Raw genomic sequence first — 16,095 nt, forward strand, 5'->3', positions numbered from 1 at the left:
TGTAGCGTCAGGTCCTGGTCGGAGGTCGAGACACGCGCATAACCAACCAGCATGAGTCCCGTTATCCCATCTCAAACAGCGAATTTCGGGACTCATATTTCGGGAACATATTTTGGGAAAGCCCCGGCGGGCATACAGCGGATTTTTGTGTCGGTCACGGTCGTCCCGTTGGAGGTTCCCAATCGGGAAGGCTGATAACCGGCTCACCCATGGAATAAACCCGGACGAGCGTCGTCTATGCTTTCAGGACTGATGCGCCGGAGGCTTATGCGTAGACGATATTGGATGCTCGGTCTGACTGCTTCGGCCCTGCTCACAGGCGCAGTCGCGGCCGCCCCTGCCGGTGGTTACGCCAGCATGGTGGCTGCCGCGATGGACCGGATGATGGCGGGCATGATGGTCAAGCCGTCCGGCAACGTCGACCGCGACTTCGTCACGATGATGCTCCCGCATCATCAGGGTGCGATCGATATGGCAGTGGCGGAGCTGCGCTACGGCCATAACGAGCAGCTCAAGCGCATCGCGCAGGAGATCATCATCGATCAGCAGCAGGAGATTGCCGCTATGAAGTTGGCGATCGGTCAGCCGCTACCGCCTTCGACGCCGGCCCCGACGCAGGGCGGCGACCACCACAGCCCTATGGAGCACTGACATGATCCGGACCATCCTGCGCTCGGCCGCCTTGCTGATGAGCGCCGCACCGGGCCTCGCCATGGCGCAGCAGGCGCCGTGGAACGCCAAGGACATGCCCGTCAGCCACCGCGACCGCGTCTATGCGTCCGAACAATTCTCCAACACGGTGTCGGTGACGGACCCTGCCGACAACCGGCTGCTCGGCGTCATCAAGCTCGGCGATCCGCAGCCGATGAACTTCTCCCCGCTCTACAAGGGACAAGTGCTGGTCCACGGCCTGGGCTTCTCGCCGGACGGGAAGACCTTGGCGGTCGTGTCGATCGGATCGAATGCCGTGTCGTGGATCGACACCGCCACCAACACGGTCAAACACACGACCTATGTCGGGCGCAGTCCGCACGAGGCGTTCTTCACGCCGGACGGAAAGGAGGTCTGGGTCACCGTTCGCGGCGAGGACTATATCGCCGTGCTCGATCCCGCGACGTACAAGGAAACCGGCCGCATCAAGACGCCCGGTGGTCCGGGTATGACGATCTTCTCGCCCGATGGGCGATACGGCTATGTCTGTTCCTCGTTCAATCCGGTGCTGGCCGTGTTCGATGTCGCAACCCACGCACAGGTCGGACAGGTGGCGCAGCCGAGCCCATTCTGCCCCAACATCGCCGCGACGCCGGACGGCAAGCAGGCGTGGTTTACGCTAAAGGACATCGGCAAGACGGTCGCATTCGATGCCAGGCCACCCTTCACAATCCTCAAGGTGCTGGATACCGGGCCGATCACCAATCACGTCAACTTCGCCCGCACGGCCAAGGGGCAGTTCGCCTATGTGACGGTCGGCGGGGAGAATGCGGTGAAGGTGTTCCGCACGTCCGACTTCACGCTGGTGGCAACCATTCCAGTCGGCAAGATGCCGCACGGTGTCTGGCCGTCCGGCGACGGTCGGCGCATCTATGTCGGGCTGGAGAATGCCGATGAGCTGGCCGCGATCGACACCGCTGGCAACACGGTCGTCGCTACCGTGCCGGTCGGACAGGCACCGCAGGCGATCGCCTATGTGCCGAACGCTGTTCCGACAGGCCCCGGCACCGACAATCTCCAGCCGCTCGGCACGGCCGGCAAGGCGTTGCATCTGACTATGGGGCCGATCGGCGGCAAGGGTGCGGCAAGCAGCATCACCCTCTTCGACCAAGGCATCATTCAGGTCGTGCAGAGTGCCGTTACCGGTTTGCAGCCCAAGAAGCCCTACATGCTCGTGCTGACCGCCAACGCGGATGGTAGCGGCGCTGTAGAGCCGCTTGCCAACTTCATGAGCAACCCGGCGGGTGCGGCGATCGTCAACGCGTCGGGTCCGATCCGGCAGATCGTTCAAGGCAGCACCGCGACGCCCCGCTGTTTTCTGGCGGTCGCTGAGGTGGTGAACGGCGCGCCGGGACGCATCGTGCAGGTACAGCGCGACTGACATGGACCCGCTTGCCGCCGCGATCGAGCCCCTGATCCCCGGTCTGCGCCGCTATGCCCGGTCGTGGTTGCGCGATCGGGCAATGGCAGATGACGTGGTGCAGGATTGTCTCGAGCGCGCGGTCGGGCGCTGGCGACAACGACGCGGGGCGGAGGTGCGCCCATGGGTCTATACGATCCTGCACAATCTGTTGGTCGACCATCAGCGGCAGCATAGCCGGCGAGGCACAGCGGTTCCGCTCCACCTCGTGGACGACGCCACGCTCGGCCGTCCGGCCGATCAGGAAACAGGCCTACACCACCGCGACCTGCTGCGCGCCCTTGATGCGTTGCCCGAGGAGCAGCGAACGGTGCTGCTCCTCGTATCGGTCGAGGGCCTGCCCTATGCGGAGGTCGCTGCCGTTGTCGGCGTGCCGCTGGGCACGGTGATGTCGCGCATATCCCGGGCGCGCGACCGACTGGCGACCCTCCTCCGGGAGGGTGAACGGCCGCGATTGAGGAGCGTGCAATGACCAGCCCGATCGGCGAGGACGATCTGGCCGCATGGATCGATGGCAGGCTGTCGCCCGAGCGGCAGCGCCTGGTCGACGCCTATCTTGAAGGCCAGCCGGACCTGCATGCCCGTTTGCGGGAACAGGCGGAGCAGGCGCGAGCCCTTGCATCCCTGTTTGCCCCGATCGCGGATGAACCGATCCCGGCGACGATGCGCGTCGCAGCCATCAGGGGGCGGCAACGTCAGCCGCGATGGCAATTCGCCATCGCCGCGTCACTTCTGCTGGCGGTCGGGTTTGGCGGTGGTTGGTCGAGCGCGAAGTGGAGCGGTGAACCCCGCGCAGGCATCGCGGCGCTGGCCAACGAGGCGAGTGACAATTTCCGTGTCTATGCCGCCGACCGGATACGACCGGCGGAGATCGGTCCGGATCAGCGCGCCATGCTGATCCGATGGACCTCCGCCCGTTTGGGTGAGCGCGTCACCATCCCGGACCTCAGCACAGCCGGCTATCGCTATGGTGGGGGGCGACTGGTCGCGACGCCTCACGGCCCTGCGGCACTGCTCCTCTACGACGGACCGCAAGCGTCGAAACTCGCGGTGCTGACGAGGCCTATGCAGATCGACAAGACTGCGAGCATGACCAGCACGTCCAGCGGGACCATGGGCCGGGTCACATGGGCAGTCGACGGGATCGGCTATAGTGTGGTGGGCGAGCGGCCTGCGGCCGAGCTGCATCCGATTGCCGATGAAGTCCGGCGGCAGGCCGATGCGGCGCTGGTGTCCTGATAGCGCCCTTGCTGCTCCTCAGCGCCGACAGGCACCGGGCGGGCCAGCGCGATCAGGGCTTGCGCTCGGCATCCTTCCTGGCGGCCTCGGCCGGCGTCAGGCGGGCTCGCTCGCGGATGTGGCGTTCCAGCGGCGCGCCGACGAACAGGACGAGCATCGCAAGGATCACCCCGCCAGTGATGAGCGGTCATGGACGATCAAACGTCGCAGGCCCGCCTAACGCTCCAAGTCTTCGAGACCATCGCAGACGAAAGGCTGCCGATCATTCCGATATCCAGATTGGAATGACCATATCAAACGGTTGGTCGTATCGATCTAAGTACGCGATATATGCTGCATGACCCTGGAGCAGCTCAGAATCTTCGTCGGTGTCGCGGAGCGCGAACACGTCACCAAGGCAGCGGAGGTGCTGAACGTCACGCAGTCCGCTGCCTCCGGCGCGATTGCTGCCCTCGAAGCGCGCTACGGGGTTCCTCTGTTTCACCGCGTCGGGCGTGGCATCCAGCTGACCGAAGCAGGCCGCGGCTTTCTGGAGGAAGCGCGCGCGGTGCTGGGGCGGGCAGCGCATGCCGAGACGATGCTGGCGGACTATGCCGGGCTTGCCCGTGGTTCATTGCGGATCGTCGCCAGCCAGACGATCGCGAGCTACTGGTTGCCGGCAAAGCTAGCCGCCTTCCACGAACGCCACCCGCAGATCGCGGTCGAACTGGCGATCGACAACACCGAAGGTGCGGCAGCGCAGGTCCTGAGCGGCGCGGCGGAGCTCGGTTTCGTCGAGGGCGAGGTGGACGAACCGGCGCTCGCCCACTGGCATGTCGGGCGTGATCCGATGGTGCTGGTCGGCCGCGAGGACACCGGGCGCGTCGACGAGGACTGGCTGCGCACTGAACGCTGGATCGTCCGTGAGCTGGGATCGGGTACGCGCTCGACCTTCGAGGACGTGCTGCGAACGCGCGGGTTTGATCCGGCCCAGCTGACGATAGCGATGACGCTGCCGTCCAACGAGGCGGTGCGCACCGCCGTCGAGGCGGGTGCCGGCGTTGCCGTCTTGTCGCGATTGGTCGTCGCGCGCGCGCTCAAGGCCGGTGACCTTGTCGAGCTGCCGCTCGGGCTGCCCGACCGCGCCTTTCACGCGCTGCGCCACAAGGAACGCTATCGCACCCGCGCGGCCGACGCGCTGACGGACCTCATCAAGGAGCAGGTCGCATGACTGCCGACACGCACTCCGTTCTCAGCGGCCTCAAGCCGCTCAGCCGGCTCGATCATCCCCGCGAGATGATTCGTCAGTTCACGCCCAACTGGTTCGCCGCGACGATGGGCACCGGTATCCTCGCGCTCGCGCTGCCGCAGGTGCCCGGCATCGGGCCTTCGCTTAAACCCGTCGGCGAGGTGTTGTGGTTCTTCAATATCGCACTCTTCGCGCTGTTCGCCGGCCTTTATGGCGCGCGCTGGGTGATGTTCGGGCACGAGGCGCGGCGCATCTTCGGGCATAACACCGTGTCGATGTTCATCGGCACCATCCCGATGGGCCTCGCGACGATCATCAACGGCTGCCTCGCCTTCGGCATCGCACGGTTCGGGAATGGCATCGTACCGGTCGCACACGTCCTGTGGTGGATCGACGCCGCCATGTCGCTCGCCTGTGGCGTGCTGATCCCGTACATGATGTTCACCCGTCACGAGCACAGCCTGGACGGCATGACCGCGGTATGGTTGCTGCCGGTCGTCGCTGCCGAAGTGGCGGGCGCCAGCGGCGGGCTGCTCGCGCCGCATCTGGCCGATCCTCACGCGCAGCTCGTCACGCTTGCGACCTCCTATGTGCTGTGGGCCTATTCGGTGCCGGTCGCGTTCGGCATCCTCGCCATCCTCATCCTGCGCATGGCGCTCCACAAACTGCCGCAGGAGAGCATGGCGGCGTCCTCCTGGCTGGCGCTGGGACCGATCGGCACGGGTGCTCTGGGCATGCTGGTGCTCGGGGCGGACGCGCCGGCTATCCTCGCGGCGCACGGGCTGGCCGGTATCGGTGCCGTCGCGCAAGGGATCGGCGTTGTGGCCGGACTCTGCCTGTGGGGCTTCGGCCTGTGGTGGCTGGCGCTCGCGACGCTCATCACCATCCGCTACTGGCGCGCCGGCGTCCCGTTCAACCTGGGCTGGTGGGGCTATACCTTTCCGCTCGGCGTCTACACCGTCGCCACCTTACGCCTAGGCACGACGCTGAACCTCGGTTTCTTCGGTTTCGTCGGCACGGTGCTGACAGTCGCGCTTGCGGCGATGTGGCTGCTCGTCGGCGCCAAGACGCTGGCCGGCGCATGGCGCGGCAACCTGTTCGTCTCACCCTGCATCGCCACCCCGAACTGATCCGCCATGATGATCGGATCAGTCGGTCCGATCACTTGCGAAACGCCCCTTCGATCCGCCAGCGTGGCTGGCCACAGGAGAGCCTTGTCATGGACAATTTCGACGCCGAACTGGCGAGTGAGACCAGCCGTCGCCGCTTTCTCAGGCATGCCGCGCTCGGTACCGCCGGCCTTGCCGCCGCGCCGGCACTGGCGCAGCAGCTCGTCGACCTGAAGCTGCCTGGCGGCAATGCCGAACGGCCGATGACCAGCGCCTTTCCCGGCAAGGGCAGCATGATCCTCCAGCGTGTCCATCCGCCCTTGCTGGAAACGCCGATGGACGTGTTCGACAAGTCGGTGTTCACGCCCAACGACCAGTTCTTCGTCCGCTGGCACTGGGCCGACATCCCGACCTCGATCGATGTCGAGACTTTCCGCCTCAACGTCTTCGGCCACGTCAACCGACCGCTGTCGATCAGCCTCGCCCAGCTGCTGCGCCTGCCGCGGGTCGAGATGGCGGCGGTCAACCAATGCTCGGGAAACAGCCGTGGGCTGTTCCAGCCACGTGTTGCCGGCGCGCAATGGGGCAACGGCGCGATGGGCAATGCCAAATGGCTCGGTGTGCGCCTGCGCGACGTGCTCGACCTCGCCGGGGTCAAGACAGGCGCGGTGCAGGTGCGCTTCGGTGCGCTCGATCAACCGGTCGTGGCGGGCGCCCCTGACTTTGAGAAGGCGCTCGACATCGACCATGCCCGCGACGGCGAAGTGATGATCGCCTTCGGCATGAACGGCGAGCAGCTGCCGCTCCTCAATGGCTTTCCCTGCCGGCTGATCGTGCCGGGCTGGTACTCGACCTATTGGGTCAAGATGCTGAACTCGATCGAGGTACTGCCCGGCCCCGACGACCAGTATTGGATGGCCAAGGCCTACAAGATCCCCGCGACGCCGGGCGCGAATGTCGCGCCCGGCGCCAGAGACTTCCCGACTGTCCCCATCAACCGCATGATCCCGCGCAGCTGGATGACCAGCCTGCCCGATGGCCAGACGATAGCCTATGAGGCATCGATCCCGGTCGGCGGCATCGCGATGGGCGGCGACTGCGGCGTCGCCAAGGTCGATGTATCGTCGGACGGAGGCCGCACCTGGTACAGGACGACGCTCGGAGCGGACGAGGGCAGGTACAGCTTCCGTCGGTGGGATGGTCGCGTGCCGCTGCGACGCGGTGCCAACCCGATCATGGTGCGCTGCTGGAACACCAACGGTGTCGCCCAGCCGATGAAGCCGATCTGGAACCCGGGCGGGTTCATGCGCGGCAATATCGAGACCACCACCATCATCGCGGCCTGAGGAGCGAGTAGCATGAAGACCCCGTCTCCCGGCATCATGGCCGCTGGCCTGATCGGCCTGACCGGCATTATCCTCGTCTCGATCGGGGCGCCGAGCAGCCGCAAGGCGCCTGCCCCGATCTCCGAGACATCCGAGCCGGCACCGCCCACCAGCGTCTCAGCCCGCGGCTTTTCGCTCGCCTCGACCAGCGTCGACCTGCCGGTCGATGACGCTACCTACCCCGATGGTCCGCACGCCGACGTCATCAACGCCAACTGCACTTCGTGCCACTCGGCCAGCATGGCGCTAACTCAGCCTGCGCTATCGGCGGACCAGTGGAAGGCGACCGTCACCAAGATGCGTGAGGTGTACAAGGCGCCGGTGGCCGAGAAGGACGTTGACGCGATCGTTGCTTATCTCACCGCTATGCCGAGCCAGAAAGCGGCACCCGCAACCGGCAAGGCACAGGATCCCGACCCCAAGGTGGCTCCTGATGTCTCAGGTGGAACCGGATAAGCAAACCTCTCGCATAATCTAAAAAGGCGATTTCGACAGACGATCGGCAGCCTTCAGTAGGACTTTTTCAACAGCCACGGCCGCTTGCTCTCGGCAAGCGTGCCGTCGAGGTCGAAGGCGATCAGCCACTTCATGCCGCCTTCCCTGCCGGATCGCGGTAGGCGAGCAGCCTGAGCGCATTGATGACGACGAGCAGCGTCGATCCCTCATGAACCGCCACCGCTGGCCCAATGCCGAGGCCGAGGATGGTAGCAGGCACCAGGAAGGCGACGACACCCAGGCTGACGAAGACGTTCTGCCGGATGATTCCACGGGTATGGCGGCTAAGACCGACTGCGAATGGCAGGTGCGCCAGATCGTCGGCCATCAGCGCCACGTCGGCTGTCTCCAGCGCAACGTCCGACCCCGCCGCGCCCATCGCGATGCCGACCGTGGCGCTTGCCATCGCCGGCGCATCGTTCACGCCGTCGCCCACCATCGCGACCTTGTCTTCGCCGGCGAGCTTCTTGATCGCGGCAACCTTGTCTTCGGGCATGAGGTCGCCCCACGCTTCGTCGATCCCGACTTCGTCGGCGATCGCTTCGGCGACTTTCTGGTGATCGCCGGAGATCATTATCATCCGCGACACGCCCATCTCGTGCAGCCGACGCAACGCGGTCTTGGCAGCTTCGCGAGGCGTGTCCATCAGGCCGATCGCGCCCAGGTCGCGGTCCCCCTTGCGGACCACCATTGTCGTGCGGCCGTTCTCGCGCAGCTTCGCGATTGCGTCCTGCGCGCCCTGCCCCAGCGCCGGAATGCCCTCACTTCCGAACATCTCGGCCTTGCCGATCCACACCGTCTCGCCATCCACGCTCGCGGTGACGCCCCGACCGGTCAGGCTCTTGAGGTCGCCGGCAGTCGGCACGGCACGATCGTTCAGACGTTCGCGGCCGTCCTTGACGATCGCTTGGGCCAGGGGATGGTCGCTCAACGCTTCGACGGCGACAGCCAGCGCCAGCAACTCGCCTTCATCGGCGCCATCGACGGGCACGACATCAGTGATGCGCGGACGACCTTCGGTCAGCGTGCCCGTCTTGTCGAAAGCGATCGCTTTGAGCGACCCGAGGTTTTCGAGCGGTGCACCGCCCTTCACGAGCACGCCGCCCCGCGCTGCACGGGCAACGCCCGACAGGACCGCGCTCGGCGTTGCGATCGCGAGCGCGCACGGGCTTGCCGCCACCAGCACCGCCATCGCGCGATAGAAGCTGTCGCGGAACGGCTCGTCGACGACCACCCATGCGAACAGCAGGAGCACTGACAGGACCAGGACGGCGGGCACGAAGATCCGTTCGAACCGGTCGGTGAAGCGCTGCGTCGGCGACTTCTGCGTCTCCGCTTCGCTCACCATCTTCACGACCTTGGCAAGCGCGCTTTCATTGGAACGGCGTGTCACCTCGATCTCGATCGCGCCGCCGCCGTTGATCGTACCAGCAAAAACCCGGCTTTCCGCGTCGACTGCATCGGGCTTGGCGCGTGCCGCTGCGGCATCTGCGACCGGCACCTTGTCGACCGGGATGCTTTCACCCGTGACCGGGGCCTGGTTGATCGCGCTGGTGCCCTTGATGACGAAGCCGTCGGCAGGCAGGCGCTCGTTCGGGCGGACGATGGCAATGTCCCCGACGACCATCTGCTCGACCGGGATTTCGCTGGTCTGCCCGCCGCGTCGCACGGTCGCGGTTTCGGGCGCGAGCTTCGCCAGCGCCTCGATCGCCTTCTTGGCGCGGCCCATTGCATAATGCTCAAGCGCATGGCCGAGGCTGAACAGGAACAGCAGCAGCGCACCTTCGGCCCATGCGCCCAGCGCAGCGGCGCCGGCCGCAGCGACCAACATCAGCGTGTCGATCTCGAACTTCTTCATCCGGAGGTTGTCGATCGCCTCGCGCAGCGTGAAGAATCCGCCGAAGAAATAGGCTGCGATATAGCAGGCGGTCGGCAGCCATTCGGGCGCGCCAGCGACCAGCCTCTCGATCGCGTAGCCGATCCCCAGCAGCGCGCCACAGGCGAGCGCGAAGATCAGCTCGGTATTGGGGCCGAGAAATTCGGCGTGGCTATGGTCGTGGCCATCGCCGGGGCCGTGCTTCTCTTCGCCCGCGCCGTGGCCCCCGGGGCCGTGGTCGTGGCCGGCATGTTCATCGGCAGCGACCCGCTTGCCCACCCTCACCTTCAGCTTGCGAAGCGCAGCGCGCACCTCCTCTTCGGTGGTTTCGCGGCGATCATATTCGACCCGGACAGACCCGCTGGTGCTGGCGCTTGCCTGGACCACGCCGGGCAAGGCGCACAGCGCATCGCTGACCGTGCGCGCCCGACGTTCGTGGTTGATCCCCGTCACCTGCCAGATCGCATGGCCGTAGCGCTCGGTGATTTCGGCACCTGCGGCGCGCACCATTTCGCGCAACCGTGGCAGCGGCAGCTTGGCGGCATCGAAATGGATGCACAGCGCCGCTGGCGTGTTGCCGTCGAGACAGATCACATGCGCCCGCTCGACACCTTCGCGCTTTGACAGGGTTGATACGAGACGGTCCAGGCAGGCATCGGCCGCGTCAGGAAGGTCCGGCAACAACACTGGAATGTCGAGTTCGAGCTTGTCGTTCATGACGACCTCCTTTCGCTTTTCTTGGTTTCGGCGCGCGCGTCGCGCAGGATTTCGACACCGCCCTTGATGGCGATGATGGCGGTGGCGAAGCCGACCAGCAGGTCCGGCCAATTGGTACCCAACCACAGCACCAGCACGCCGGCGATCAGGATGCCGCCGTTGGAAATGAAGTCGTTGAAGCTGAAGGTGGTTGCGGCCCGGAGATTGACGTCCGGATCCTTGAGGCGCTGGAGCAGCCGCAGGCAGAGGTAATTCACGACGCCGGCGATCGCGGACATGACCATCATGGTAGGTCCGATGGGCTCGCTGCCCTGCACGTAGCGCCGTCCGACATCGATCAAGATGCCGCCCGCGAAGATCAGCAGCATGACGCCCGAAGCGACCGCGGCGCGTGTCTTCCATGTCTGGCCCCGGGTGAGCGCCACAAGGCTCAGCGCATACACAGCCGTATCGGACAGGTTGTCGACGCCGTTGGCGATCAGCGCGCTCGAGTCCGCGAAGAAGCCGGAAACGAAGAAGCCCGCAGCGATCGCCGCGTTCAGCAGCAGGACGATCCACAGTGTGCGGCGCTCCTGCCCGCCATTGTTGTCGTTGCCCGGGATCATCCCATCATCTCCTCAAGTGTCAGCAGGGCCAGGAAGCCGACGAAAAACATCGAGCTGATGAGCGGGGTGTCGGGTTTCTCGTGCGCCTCGACCAGCAACTCCTCCGTGACGAGGTAGAGCAGCGCCATCAGCCCGAAGCTGAGGAAGCCGGCGATCATCACCGGCGACAGCGCGGCGACCGGCACGGCAGCGAGCGCGCCGATCGGCAGCAGCAGGGCCAATGCCGAGACGATCACGATGATGCGCAAGCGCGAGCGATAGGTTTCCGCCAGCTCGTCGGTCAGCGTCAGTCCCAGAAATAACACTTCCAGAGTGAGCGCGATCGTCAGCAGGAGACCTGCCTTCTCGCCCGCCACGAAAGCGAGGCCGAGCACCAGGCCGTCGACCAGAATGTCGATGCCGATCGCGGCGAGTAGCGCCATCGGCCCCTTGAAGCGGGCCTCAAGAGCCTTGAGCCCCAGCATGGTCGCGACGCCCGCCGCCCCGCCGATCAACGTCGCGCTGGGCGATGCCTCATGCTTGACCTGCGGCAGGATTTCGGTCGCTGCCGCCGCGAACACGACGCCGGCAGCGAGATGCTGTAGGCCCGCCACGAGGCCAGGTTTCAACTTGGTGCGGCTCGCGACAATCGCGCCGAGCACGACCGCCAGCACAGGCGCAAGCGTATAGAGCAGTGCCTGCATTTCCTAGGACTCCTCCGGGGTTCGGTGGCAGACGCGGATCTTCCCGCGTCGCGTGAACGCGATCGATCCGCCCGCCACGACAGCCCGCGAATGGTCGCCGCGAAACTCGTCACCGGTTCGCTGCGCGCGCAGGATCTCGGTCCTGCCCTTCGGCAGCCAGGTGACGGCCATTTTCAAGCCGTCATCGATGAAGTCGACATCGGCGCGTGTGCCGTCGTCGCAGTACATGATGCGCTGCGCGATTAGTTTCGACGTCAGATGCTTTTCATGCGCCGGCTCGGTAGGCTGGGTCGGCGCTGGATTACACGCCCCTATAACCGCCCCGGAGACGAGAACGACGCCGAGGCGCGCGATCGCCAGACCGGCCCGATTCAGGCCGCACAAGGTTGTCACATTTGAAATCGACGTGTCAGACATCGGTCTCTTCCGACGAAGCGCCCTGTGGCGTTCGAAGGCAGGGCAGTTCATCGCGTGCCTTCCTGCTCGCAGATCCGGGTACGGCCATCGCCTTCCACGATGGTGAGCTGCGACCCCTTGAAGGTCGCGGTGGCTGTTTCGCCGACATATTGCAGGCCCTGCGCTGGCGCGGTCAGCATCATCGGCGGTCCCCCGTTGGAGCGCCGCAAATCGATCTGCAGGCCGTTGTCCTTGTAATCGACGAACAGCGGTTCCCCGTCGGAACAGCGATATCTATGCCGCCCCATTTCCCCGGTCGCCACGGCGCTGTCGGACGAATGGATCTGCTGCTCCGTTGGCGGGGCTGGCGGCTTTCTTTCCGAGCACGCCGCGAGCCCGACAACGAGGATGACGGCGGGCAGCACCCGCTTACAGTGCATCATCATCGCGCCTTCCTCCTGCAGCGGAAGGGGACGCGCTGACGATTGATAGCCCGGGCAGGCTGACCTACCCGCCAGCGGAGATAGGTTGCGAGGCGATCGTCAGATTCGACCATCAGGGATCGCAGGCGGCGCAACATCATCGCCGCGAACGGCAGGGAGAGCGCCCCGCGCAGCGTGCAGCTATGCGTTAGCCTGGTGCCGCCATCGTCCCCCGCCAGCTCGTACCGCTCTTCGAGCGTGAACAGATAGGGGATGCCGCAGGACCAAGCGAAGGCGTGCGGTTTATCGAATCGATCAATCCGTGCTGGCGTCCGAATTGGCCGGGTGATGCCCTGGATCGCAAAGGTGCATTCTGTGTCGCCGAGCCGGGACGGATCATCGAGAAATACGAGCGGACTCCACGCCCGGCGATGATCCGGATCGGTGAGTGCCGACCAGATGCGCAGTGGCCCGCCGTGAAGCATCGAGCTGGTTATGGTGCGAGGCATATCCCCATCTCCCAGAGATGGGCGGGGCGATCGCGGATCGCCCCGCCCATCCATCAGGCCAAGTTGTTCACGAAGGTCTGACCGTGGTCGTCCCCTTCATGCTCCTCATTGTAGTGCTCGGGTTTCTCGATCACTTTCTGCCCGAACCGGGCATAGAGTGTCGGCAGCACGAACAGCGTAAGAAGCGTCGCCGAGATCAGACCGCCGATGACGACCGTCGCCAAAGGCTTTTGAACCTCTGCGCCGGCGCCTTCGCCCAGCGCCATCGGCACGAAGCCGAGGCTGGCGACTAGCGCGGTCATGATGACGGGTCGCAGACGCTGCATCGCGCCAACATGCGCGGCTTCCTCGCGGCTCATCCCTGATCGGATCAGATCTTGGATCGAGCTGACCATGACGAGGCCGTTGAGGACCGCGATGCCCGAGAGGGCGATGAAGCCCACTGCCGCCGAGATCGAGAAGTCCATGCCCCGCAGGAACAGCAACAGGACGCCGCCCACCAGCGCGAAAGGCACGCCGGTGAACACGATCGCGGCGTCGCGGACCGATCCCAACGCCCCGTAGAGGAGCAGCAGGATCAAAATGAAGCAAGCCGGAATGACCAGCTTCAGCCGTTCGCTTGCCGATTGGAGGTTCTCGAACTGGCCGCCCCATTCGAGATAGGTGCCGGCAGGCAGCCGGAGTTGGCTGCCGATCGCCGCCTGCGCATCCGCCACGACGGATCCGACGTCGCGGCCACGCACGTTGGCTTGCACCACCACGCGCCGCTTGCCGTTCTCGCGGCTGATCTGGTTCGGACCATCGACCACCTTGATCTCGGCGACGCTGGACAGCGGTACATAGCCGCCGCCTGCCACCGGCACCTGCACCTGTTGGAGCAGGCCGATGTCGGCACGCTGCGCCTCCGACAGGCGGATCACCACGGGGAAGCGACGGTCGCCCTCGAAGATCTGGCCCGATGTTCGCCCGCCGATCGTCGCAGTCACGGTGTCCTGCACATCCTGAGCCGTAACGCCCAACCGCGCCATCGCGTCGCGGTTGACGCGAATGTCGAGCATGGGAAGACCGGTCGTCTGCTCCACCTTCACGTCCGCTGCGCCTTGCGTTCTGCGCAGCACCGCCGCGATTTGCTCGGCCGTCCGGTTCATCTGGTTGAAGTCGTCCCCGAACACCTTCACCGCGATGTCGCCGCGCACGCCGGCGATCAGCTCGTTGAAGCGCATCTGGATGGGCTGGGTGATCTCGTAGGCATTTCCCGGAATCTTCGCGAGATTACCCTCGATCCGGCTGACCAGCTCCTCCTTGGGAAGCTCAGGATCCGGCCAATCCTTGCGCGGCTTCAGGATGACGAACATGTCGGTCGCGTTCGGCGGCATCGGGTCGGCCGCCAGCTCGGCGGTGCCCGTCTTGGAATAGACGAATTGCACCTCCGGCTGCTTCGACATCATCCGCTCGATCGGCACCTGCATCGCCTGGCTCTGCTGGACCGACGTTGCCGGAATGCGGAGCGACTGGATCAGCAAATCGCCTTCGTCGAGCTGCGGCAGGAACACCGAGCCGAGCGTAGTGAAAGCAAGCGCCGCCACCACAAGGCTTCCCACACCCGCACCGATCGTCAGCGTCGGGCGCTTCATGGCCCGGTCGAGACCGGGTTCGTAGCGCTTCTTCAGCCACGTGATGATGCGGCCGTCCTTCTCCTCGACCTTCTTCGACAGCCAGATCGCAATCATCGCCGGCACGAAGGTGAGAGAGAGGATGAAGGCGAAGGCGAGCGCGATGATGACGGTCAGCGCCATCGGTCCGAACGTTTTACCCTCCACGCCGGTCAGCGTGAGCAGCGGTACGTAGACGAGGATGATGATTGCCTGCCCGTACACAGAGGGACGGATCATCTCACGCGCAGCGGCTGCCACGGTCGCGAGCCGTTCCTTGACGCTGAGCAATCGGCCTTCATGATGCTGTTGCTCGGCAAGCCGGCGCAGCGCGTTTTCGACAATGATGACGGCGCCGTCGACGATCAGACCGAAGTCCAAAGCCCCAAGGCTCATCAGATTGGCCGAGACCCCAGCGCGCAGCATACCAAAGCCTGTCAGCATCATGGTGATCGGGATGACCAACGCCGCGATCAGGGCCGCACGGAAGTTGCCGAGCAGCAGGAAGAGCACGACGATGACCAGCACCGCGCCTTCGGACAGGTTTTTCGCGACCGTCTTGATCGTCGAATTGACCAGCTCGGTGCGGTTCAGCACCGGCTGAATTACGACGTCAGGAGGCAGCGAAGCGTTGATCGTCTTCAGTTTCTCAGCGACCGCGGTCGACACGATGCGGCTGTTCTCGCCGATCCGCATGATCGCCGTGCCGACGACGACTTCGGTACCGTTCTCCGATGCCGAACCCATGCGGATCGCCTGACCCGTCTTCACAGTCGCAACTTGTTCGACCGTGATCGGCACGCCGTTACGTGTCGCGATCACGGTCCTGGCCAACTCGCTGGCATTGCGAACGAGCGCATCCGAGCGAACAGCCAGACCTTCGCCATTGCGATTGACGAAGCCACCGCCGACGCTGGTGTTATTGCGCTCCAGCGCATTTCCCAGGTCCGTCAGCGTGATGCCGAGCGAGGCCAGCTTCTGCACGTCGGGCACGACGAGGAACTGCTTGGCGTAACCGCCAATCGAGTCGACACCGGCGAGGCCCGGTGTGGTCTTCAGAAGCGGCGTCACGATCCAGTCCTGCGCGGTGCGCAGGTAGGTCGCCTTGTCCTCTTCGGTCGTCAGTCGCTCGCCCTCTGGCGTGATGTAGCTGCCATCGGGCTGTTGGCCCGGTTCACCGGGCTTGTGCTTGTCGTCCTCGCGATGATCGAGACGAACGGTGTACATGTACACCTCGCCCAGGCCTGTCGCGATCGGACCCATTTCAGGGTTCACGCCGTCGGGCAGATTCTCTTGCACGCCCCGCAGACGCTCGCCCACCTGCTGGCGGGCGAAATAGATGTCCGTCGCGTCCGAAAAGACCGCCGTGATCTGCGCGAAGCCGTTGCGGCTCAACGAGCGCGTATATTCCAGGCCGGGGGTGCCGGCGAGCGCGGTTTCGATTGGAAACGACACCTGCTTCTCGACCAGCTCGGGCGAGAGGGCAGGCGCGCGGACGTTGATCTGGACCTGATTGTTGGTGATGTCCGGCACCGCGTCGATCGGTAGCCGGTAGAGGGAAAAGGCGCCGATGGCGGCGACGATGACGGTGAGGAGCAGGACTAGCCAGCGCTTCTCGACCGCCCAGGTTACGATACGGGCGATCATG

At 65.1% G+C, this 16,095-nt stretch carries 15 protein-coding genes; 8 read left to right on the plus strand and 7 right to left on the minus strand.

Annotation, left to right across the window (positions count from 1 at the left end; genetic code table 11):
- The first annotated feature begins 267 nt into the window (after positions 1-267).
- The 8 genes from ACM608_RS00005 (at position 268) to ACM608_RS00040 (ending at position 7,548) form a co-directional block, all read left to right on the plus strand.
- A complete protein-coding gene (locus ACM608_RS00005) occupies positions 268-651 on the plus strand; it encodes a DUF305 domain-containing protein (protein WP_228222241.1) in 384 nt (127 codons plus the stop codon).
- Between the two features lies 1 nt (position 652).
- Positions 653-2,092: a beta-propeller fold lactonase family protein gene (locus ACM608_RS00010; RefSeq protein ID WP_419680882.1), complete on the plus strand. Its 1,440-nt coding sequence runs from the start codon at positions 653-655 to the stop codon at positions 2,090-2,092.
- Position 2,093: 1 nt separating this feature from the next.
- Positions 2,094-2,603: an RNA polymerase sigma factor gene (locus ACM608_RS00015; protein ID WP_021224442.1), complete on the plus strand. Its 510-nt coding sequence runs from the start codon at positions 2,094-2,096 to the stop codon at positions 2,601-2,603.
- Positions 2,600-3,370: an anti-sigma factor family protein gene (locus ACM608_RS00020; protein WP_021224441.1), complete on the plus strand. Its 771-nt coding sequence runs from the start codon at positions 2,600-2,602 to the stop codon at positions 3,368-3,370. The genes ACM608_RS00015 and ACM608_RS00020 overlap by 4 nt, the downstream gene beginning before the upstream one ends.
- A gap of 337 nt (positions 3,371-3,707) precedes the next feature.
- Entirely contained in the window at positions 3,708-4,580 is an 873-nt protein-coding gene (locus ACM608_RS00025) for a LysR family transcriptional regulator (RefSeq protein WP_021224438.1), read from the plus strand.
- Positions 4,577-5,728 (plus strand): TDT family transporter, encoded by a 1,152-nt coding sequence (locus ACM608_RS00030; protein WP_021224437.1) that lies wholly within the window; start codon positions 4,577-4,579, stop codon positions 5,726-5,728. Before ACM608_RS00025 ends, ACM608_RS00030 begins: the two co-directional genes overlap by 4 nt.
- 89 nt (positions 5,729-5,817) lie before the next feature.
- The gene (locus tag ACM608_RS00035; RefSeq protein WP_021224436.1) at positions 5,818-7,053 is read left to right on the plus strand and encodes a molybdopterin-dependent oxidoreductase; all 1,236 of its coding nucleotides are present in this window, start codon (positions 5,818-5,820) and stop codon (positions 7,051-7,053) included.
- Between the two features lie 12 nt (positions 7,054-7,065).
- A complete protein-coding gene (locus ACM608_RS00040; RefSeq protein WP_021224435.1) occupies positions 7,066-7,548 on the plus strand; it encodes a c-type cytochrome in 483 nt (160 codons plus the stop codon).
- Positions 7,549-7,678: 130 nt separating this feature from the next.
- Here ACM608_RS00040 and ACM608_RS00045 read toward each other — a convergent pair whose 3' ends face one another.
- The 7 genes from ACM608_RS00045 to ACM608_RS00075 are packed head-to-tail and all read right to left on the minus strand — an operon-like array spanning position 7,679 to position 16,094.
- A complete protein-coding gene (locus ACM608_RS00045; RefSeq protein WP_004212886.1) occupies positions 7,679-10,180 on the minus strand; it encodes a heavy metal translocating P-type ATPase in 2,502 nt (833 codons plus the stop codon).
- Complete coding sequence (locus ACM608_RS00050; RefSeq protein WP_004212885.1) at positions 10,177-10,785, minus strand: cation transporter; 609 nt, start codon at positions 10,783-10,785, stop codon at positions 10,177-10,179. The genes ACM608_RS00045 and ACM608_RS00050 overlap by 4 nt, the downstream gene beginning before the upstream one ends.
- The gene (locus ACM608_RS00055) at positions 10,782-11,468 is read right to left on the minus strand and encodes a ZIP family metal transporter (protein ID WP_004212882.1); all 687 of its coding nucleotides are present in this window, start codon (positions 11,466-11,468) and stop codon (positions 10,782-10,784) included. The genes ACM608_RS00050 and ACM608_RS00055 overlap by 4 nt, the downstream gene beginning before the upstream one ends.
- 3 nt (positions 11,469-11,471) lie before the next feature.
- Positions 11,472-11,885, minus strand: coding sequence for a hypothetical protein (locus ACM608_RS00060; RefSeq protein ID WP_004212881.1), 414 nt, complete (start codon positions 11,883-11,885; stop codon positions 11,472-11,474).
- A gap of 47 nt (positions 11,886-11,932) precedes the next feature.
- A complete protein-coding gene (locus ACM608_RS00065) occupies positions 11,933-12,310 on the minus strand; it encodes a hypothetical protein (RefSeq protein WP_009824022.1) in 378 nt (125 codons plus the stop codon).
- Positions 12,307-12,795 carry an SRPBCC domain-containing protein gene (locus ACM608_RS00070; RefSeq protein WP_013849881.1) on the minus strand — a complete coding sequence of 163 codons (489 nt, stop codon included), beginning with the start codon at positions 12,793-12,795 and terminating at the stop codon, positions 12,307-12,309. The genes ACM608_RS00065 and ACM608_RS00070 overlap by 4 nt, the downstream gene beginning before the upstream one ends.
- Before the next feature lie 53 nt (positions 12,796-12,848).
- Positions 12,849-16,094: an efflux RND transporter permease subunit gene (locus tag ACM608_RS00075; RefSeq protein WP_004212878.1), complete on the minus strand. Its 3,246-nt coding sequence runs from the start codon at positions 16,092-16,094 to the stop codon at positions 12,849-12,851.
- Position 16,095: the final 1 nt, after the last annotated feature.

This window comes from Sphingomonas sp. ID0503 (genome assembly GCF_048565625.1).
Lineage (GTDB): Bacteria > Pseudomonadota > Alphaproteobacteria > Sphingomonadales > Sphingomonadaceae > JBLZUR01.

Bases quoted from the DNA above. Each gene is read 5' to 3' on its own strand.
- ACM608_RS00005 (WP_228222241.1), top strand. From the start codon at position 268: ATGCGTAGACGATATTGGATGCTCGGTCTGACTGCTTCGGCCCTGCTC.
- ACM608_RS00010 (WP_419680882.1), top strand. From the start codon at position 653: ATGATCCGGACCATCCTGCGCTCGGCCGCCTTGCTGATGAGCGCCGCA.
- ACM608_RS00015 (WP_021224442.1), top strand. From the start codon at position 2,094: ATGGACCCGCTTGCCGCCGCGATCGAGCCCCTGATCCCCGGTCTGCGC.
- ACM608_RS00020 (WP_021224441.1), top strand. From the start codon at position 2,600: ATGACCAGCCCGATCGGCGAGGACGATCTGGCCGCATGGATCGATGGC.
- ACM608_RS00025 (WP_021224438.1), top strand. From the start codon at position 3,708: ATGACCCTGGAGCAGCTCAGAATCTTCGTCGGTGTCGCGGAGCGCGAA.
- ACM608_RS00030 (WP_021224437.1), top strand. From the start codon at position 4,577: ATGACTGCCGACACGCACTCCGTTCTCAGCGGCCTCAAGCCGCTCAGC.
- ACM608_RS00035 (WP_021224436.1), top strand. From the start codon at position 5,818: ATGGACAATTTCGACGCCGAACTGGCGAGTGAGACCAGCCGTCGCCGC.
- ACM608_RS00040 (WP_021224435.1), top strand. From the start codon at position 7,066: ATGAAGACCCCGTCTCCCGGCATCATGGCCGCTGGCCTGATCGGCCTG.
- ACM608_RS00045 (WP_004212886.1), bottom strand. From the start codon at position 10,180: ATGAACGACAAGCTCGAACTCGACATTCCAGTGTTGTTGCCGGACCTT.
- ACM608_RS00050 (WP_004212885.1), bottom strand. From the start codon at position 10,785: ATGATCCCGGGCAACGACAACAATGGCGGGCAGGAGCGCCGCACACTG.
- ACM608_RS00055 (WP_004212882.1), bottom strand. From the start codon at position 11,468: ATGCAGGCACTGCTCTATACGCTTGCGCCTGTGCTGGCGGTCGTGCTC.
- ACM608_RS00060 (WP_004212881.1), bottom strand. From the start codon at position 11,885: ATGTCTGACACGTCGATTTCAAATGTGACAACCTTGTGCGGCCTGAAT.
- ACM608_RS00065 (WP_009824022.1), bottom strand. From the start codon at position 12,310: ATGATGATGCACTGTAAGCGGGTGCTGCCCGCCGTCATCCTCGTTGTC.
- ACM608_RS00070 (WP_013849881.1), bottom strand. From the start codon at position 12,795: ATGCCTCGCACCATAACCAGCTCGATGCTTCACGGCGGGCCACTGCGC.
- ACM608_RS00075 (WP_004212878.1), bottom strand. From the start codon at position 16,094: ATGATCGCCCGTATCGTAACCTGGGCGGTCGAGAAGCGCTGGCTAGTC.